Origin of the sequence: Citrobacter sp. Igbk 16 (assembly GCF_028069755.1) — a bacterium.
GTDB lineage: Bacteria > Pseudomonadota > Gammaproteobacteria > Enterobacterales > Enterobacteriaceae > Citrobacter.
Window position 1 is genome coordinate 1 of sequence record NZ_JANEWJ010000106.1, and the last position, 277, is coordinate 277.

General features: G+C 56.3%; 1 rRNA gene. It reads left to right on the forward strand.

The annotated features are described in order from the left end of the window. A 16S ribosomal RNA gene (locus tag NNO03_RS22565) occupies positions 1-277 on the forward strand; the annotation flags it as partial.

A 277-nucleotide genomic window follows, 5' to 3' on the forward strand; every position in this document is an offset into this window, starting at 1 on the left:
CACGGTCCAGACTCCTACGGGAGGCAGCAGTGGGGAATATTGCACAATGGGCGCAAGCCTGATGCAGCCATGCCGCGTGTATGAAGAAGGCCTTCGGGTTGTAAAGTACTTTCAGCGAGGAGGAAGGCGTTGTGGTTAATAACCGCAGCGATTGACGTTACTCGCAGAAGAAGCACCGGCTAACTCCGTGCCAGCAGCCGCGGTAATACGGAGGGTGCAAGCGTTAATCGGAATTACTGGGCGTAAAGCGCACGCAGGCGGTCTGTCAAGTCGGATG